Genomic DNA, 4,969 nt, shown 5'->3' with positions numbered 1-4,969 from the left:
TGGCACCTCCGCTTCAGAACTGGACGTGAAACTTTCGCCTCATCCAGCTCCTGAGTATCCTCAACCAATAGGCTTGCCTAACGGCAGGCTCCAGTGGATTTCTTGGTGGCAGCTTTGATGTACTGCCATTAGGTTCTTTTGCTTCCAATTGTCGTGGTTTCCATCGATGTGATGAAGATGTACAGATTCGTCGCTTAAGAACCTATGTCCGCAATGTCCACAGGAATGGTTTTGCTTTTTCAAAGCTTTAGAGGTAGCATCGTCGTATAATACAGAGTTCCTCAAACTCCAATAGACTAGGTCTCCGTCATAGGGAGACTTAGTCCCTTTAACGTTTACGTGTTGATTTTGTTCATACCCTACTGCTGGGAAGCCTTTCTTACATAGTTCATTGGCTCTATACCGGTTTACTTTCTTTTCCTTTCGGAATTTACGGTTTGCGGTTTTATTCATGAACCATAAACTATCTCGGGAACTGCTCATGTCGCAGCTTTTATGGTAATTCCTCCATCCGCGCACGATTGGAGCTAATTTTTGGGCTTTTACTTCAGCGCCATAATTCGAGTTGTTGACCACGGCTTTAATCTTCTTTCGGATGTTCCGATGGTTTTCCACTGAGGGAATACATCGGAATTTTCCGTTTTTCTGGACTCTCATATGCCAGCCGAGGAAGTCAAATCCGTCTGTCGTTTTGGTCAGCTTGGTCTTTTCTTGATTTACCTCTAAGCCCCTTTGGGCTAGGAAGTTTCTCACTTTATCTAAAATCTTCTCAGCGTTGTCTCTAGGCTTAAGAATAAACACCATGTCATCCGCGTATCGGATGCTGGGGTGGATGTTTTCTATTCCGTCAAGGGCAATATTGGCTAAGAGTGGACTAACCACCCCACCTTGGGGCGTGCCTTGCTCCGGGAATTCCGGATTGATGCCTGCTTTTAGACATCTGAATATCCCCATCTTCAGACCCGCAGGTGCTAGCAATCTATCCATAATGGAGCTATGGGAGATGCGGTCAAAGCATTTCTTGATGTCTAGTTCGATTACCCTCTTTTTAATGCCGTTGCTGTTTGATTTTAGGTGTAGGAACAGGCGCTTTTGTGCGTCTTGGGCACTTCGGCCTGTCCTGAATCCGTAGCTGTCGGCACTGAACGTGGCCTCATGGGCTGGTTCGAGAGCATACTTGGCTAGACATTGCCACGCTCTGTCTTGGATTGTCGGTACTTTCAACATTCTCGTACCCCCATTTTTCTTGGCTATGGGTATTTCCCTTAAGCCTTGGTGCGTCCAGTTTTCCGCACTGGATACTAGTTTTTTAAGTACCTCGAACCGTTCTTTGTAGGATAAGGATGATTTTCCGTCTACTCCTGCGGTTCTTTTTCCAAGATTTAGCTGTGTCACTTGACGGATTGCCAGCATTTGTGCTGAGCGGGATTTCAGAATTAGTTTTTGTAAAGACCGCGCCTTTCTCAGGTCACCATCTCGAACTGCTTTATACACTCGCTTTTGTAGGCGGAAAAGGTTCCGGCGGAGTTGCTTCCACTTTTGACTTTTCCAGAGGTCACTATATCTATTTGACATGTGTCTACCCGTGCTCTTCATCAGTTTTGTGTACTCTGGATACCCGCCACCAGTTTAATATTAAACTAAGCCAGGGAGTCGCCTCACAGCTGGCTCGTCTCCAGAACCGGACGTGAGAGTTTCCCCTCATCCGGCTCCTCATTACAGTACAATCCTTGTCAGTGGCTCCTCTAGAATGGATTTTCATCTAATTCCAAGGAATTAACTTTCGTTCCATGTTTAGCATCGTGGCAATGTAGATGGAGTAGTTCCAGATTTTTATCTAGGTCTTTTCCACCAAGTGAGCGTGGTATTATGTGGTGTTTTTCCAGTAAATCTCCGTCCCTGAAGGTAAGGCCACAATGGGAGCATTTTCCTTTTTGTCTTTTTAGTAGTCTTCCTTTTTGACTATTTATTTCAGGATGTTTCCCCATTCTGGTGTTCCAATATATTAGGTTTCCGTTGAATGGACTTGCGGTGTTCTTGACTTTAATGTGCCGAGTAATCTTCGTTTTGGCATGTTTTAAGAGGTAATTCTCTCCGTCTGTGAACATCCAGTTGTCTTTCTTTACGGTTCCCCAATATTTATTGATTACCCAGGTCTTTGATTTGTTTGGATGTCGCCTATATCCCCATCTTTGGAGTTTGTTCCAGAGCATGTATTCGAGGTCTTTGAAGGTTTCTTTACTACAAACTGAGCTGTAGTAATTACACCATCCTCGTATAATAGGTATGAGTCGGCTGATTAGAGCCGCTTGGGGGGCAGCTTTGTGACGGTCGATTATGTCTGCGAGCTGCCCATAGTGTTCTAGAACTTTTTCCTTGGATGGTTTGATGATGGTTTTGAAGCCTAGTTTTGACTGATTTTTTCCGGTTGGATATTGTCGGATGTTAAATCCGAGGAAGTTAAATCCTTCCGAAGTGTGAGTTACCTTTGTCTTACTAGGCTTTAATTCCAATCCTATGTCTTTTAGCCATTCACTGATGATTCTCTGACATTCTTCTATTACGGTTTGGTCTTTATGCATGATGACAAAATCATCGGCATATCTAATTAGACTTATACTCTTCATCTTCTGGTTTTTGCTTATCTTTTCTCCTTTTTTGTTCTTTTTGTTTCCAATATAAGTCTTAATTACTGTTTCCATTCCATGAAGGGCTATGTTCGCAAGGAGAGGTGATATGACTCCTCCTTGTGGTGTACCTTCGTCTGTATCTGAGAATGTACCTTTATCCATTACACCGGCTTTTAACCAGGATTTGATTAGTCGCCTTAAGGATGGATAAGTGTTTAGTTTTGAGAGAAGAGCATCGTGATTGATTTTGTCGAAGCATTTGGAGATATCGGCGTCTAATACCCATTTGGGTTTTTTGCTGATTCCATCAAATATTGCTTCGATGGCGTCATGACATGAGCGTCCTGGTCTGAACCCGTAAGAGTTGGGTTCAAATTTGGCCTCCCATTCAGGCTCTAGTGCTTGTTTGACTAGTGCTTGTAGGGAACGGTCGTACATTGTTGGGATTCCTAATGGGCGTTCTTCCTTCCGTCCGGGTTTTGGAATCCATACCCTTCTAGTTGGTTTTGCCTTTTTTGAGACTTTCAGGTTAGCTACTAAGGCAAGGCGTTGTTTACCATTTAAGGCTTTAACCCCGTCTATTCCAGCAGTTTTCTTACCTTTATTCTCTTGGGTTACCCGTCTGACCGCAATCATTTTGGCTGACCAGGATTTCATCAGGGTCTTTTGTAGTCTTCGTACCACGCGAACATTGCCACGTTGTGAGGCTTGGTATATTCGTTTTTGTAACTTGAACACGGTTATTTCTAGCTTTCGCCAGTTGACCTTGTTCCATTCCGACTGTGGGTTAAATCCCCGAGTTTTAGACTTCTTCATTACTACTTACAACTACACCTATTCCTGTAACGTGAGTCTGTTGGCATATCCGTAGGTATTACCCTAGGCATTGGCTTTTGACTCTATCTCTCCCCCAAATGACTTGCGGTTAACTACCTACTCAAAATATTCGACCTTTCTGAGAGTACATGTGGGGGTTACTTCGTTCCTAATAACCATTTTGTAGACTTTTAGGGCGGCATTATTCACCGGGAATTTTATTCTAGGGAAATCAATAGTTAGGCAACCAACTAACTAACCTTTATTCCATTTGACTTTTGTCTGTGGCGTATCAATCCATTTCGCCACGTGTAGGTGTCGATGATTCAAGCATGCCTTCCTTGTGTACCCATGAGTCTTTTGCCTGCTACTAACTTCCCCTGGATTGGTTCCGCTTCGCTGTTCGACCCTCGCTTTCAATCCATAGGCTTGTTAGTTCCTATGAACCAGGGTAGGGCTGTCACTCGGATTTCACGAGGGATGGTTTTTCACCATCATGGTTATCAAGTTGTCAAGGTTCTTTTTCCTTGCGACTAATCCTCCAAAACCCTTGTGGGGTAAGGTTTATAGTCAACGAATCGCACGATGGCATCCTACCCGACAGTGGGGATTGAGTTTGGCATAACTTACCGAGGCTCGACTACACCTCAGACCCATATTTGCTGTCGTTTTTACTCGTTCCATCTATCAGATTGTTTTGGTGATTTAGGGCAGTCCAATTTGCCTACCCCCTTCTCAGAGATTACAGCTATCGAAAAAATAACGCTGTGAGAATGAGAGGGTCAAGTCGCACATTTTTCATTCCAGATTGTGGCTTCATCCTTAGACACTTTTCTAGGACTAGTTTTACCCATGTCACCTCCCCGTTAGCGCCAGTGATACCTATCTGCTTCGGTTCTGATTGCGCCCTGGTGCCAGCTTCACTCTGCGGAGTTGCCGCTCGCTCGGTGTGGCCAAGATAGGGAGTCACTTGTCTCTTCAAGGGGTGGGTTTTCACCACCATCCGAAAGACAGTTAGAACTTTGAGGTGTTTTTAACCTCGCGAGTCCCCTAGCTCATACCCCTCCAGTCGCTGGAGGCTCCTAGCTAGAACGAGCCGCACTTTTTCAGAATGTTGACCTTGGTATAGATGCCCCGCTCTCCGGTCAACTCAATTGGCTGAGTCATATCCAGAACCCGCATTGTGCCGCACTTGTCTTGGATGTAGGGCTGAAGCTGCTGCCGCACTTCTCCTACCAGCTCATCAATGCTTTGTTGTTCACTATCGAGAATTGATGAGTCTTCAGAGTTTTCAGACTGCCAAGGTTGATATTTCTTGCTCAGATAATCCTTTAGTCTGTTTTCCTTCACTGGACCACTATCAGTAATCTGAAACTTCCTGTAGATTCCAGTTAGACGACTACTGACAGCGCTCTCACTTATGTAAAGAGTTTCAGCAATTTGCACTCTACTTTTGTCATTTCCAAACAGCAGCAGGAAAACCTTTTTTTCTCCTTCAGTAAGTTTTTTATCTTTTGCTATGT

At 44.3% G+C, this 4,969-nt stretch carries 4 protein-coding genes; all 4 read right to left on the bottom strand.

Annotation, left to right across the window (positions count from 1 at the left end; genetic code table 11):
• Positions 1-60: 60 nt before the first annotated feature.
• Complete coding sequence (locus tag F6K57_RS36610; protein WP_293073122.1) at positions 61-1,575, bottom strand: reverse transcriptase domain-containing protein; 1,515 nt, start codon at positions 1,573-1,575, stop codon at positions 61-63.
• 170 nt (positions 1,576-1,745) lie between these two features.
• Complete coding sequence (ltrA, locus tag F6K57_RS36605; protein ID WP_364305614.1) at positions 1,746-3,446, bottom strand: group II intron reverse transcriptase/maturase; 1,701 nt, start codon at positions 3,444-3,446, stop codon at positions 1,746-1,748.
• A 748-nt stretch (positions 3,447-4,194) separates the two neighbouring features.
• A complete protein-coding gene (locus F6K57_RS36600; protein WP_293073119.1) occupies positions 4,195-4,428 on the bottom strand; it encodes a hypothetical protein in 234 nt (77 codons plus the stop codon).
• Positions 4,429-4,532: 104 nt separating this feature from the next.
• Positions 4,533-4,969, bottom strand: a 437-nt coding sequence (locus F6K57_RS36595; RefSeq protein ID WP_293073116.1) for a sigma factor-like helix-turn-helix DNA-binding protein, incomplete at its 5' end; no start/stop codon positions are given.

Source organism: Moorena sp. SIO4A5 (assembly GCF_010672005.1).
Lineage (GTDB): Bacteria > Cyanobacteriota > Cyanobacteriia > Cyanobacteriales > Coleofasciculaceae > Moorena.
This window is presented reverse-complemented; position numbering and strand designations above follow the sequence as displayed.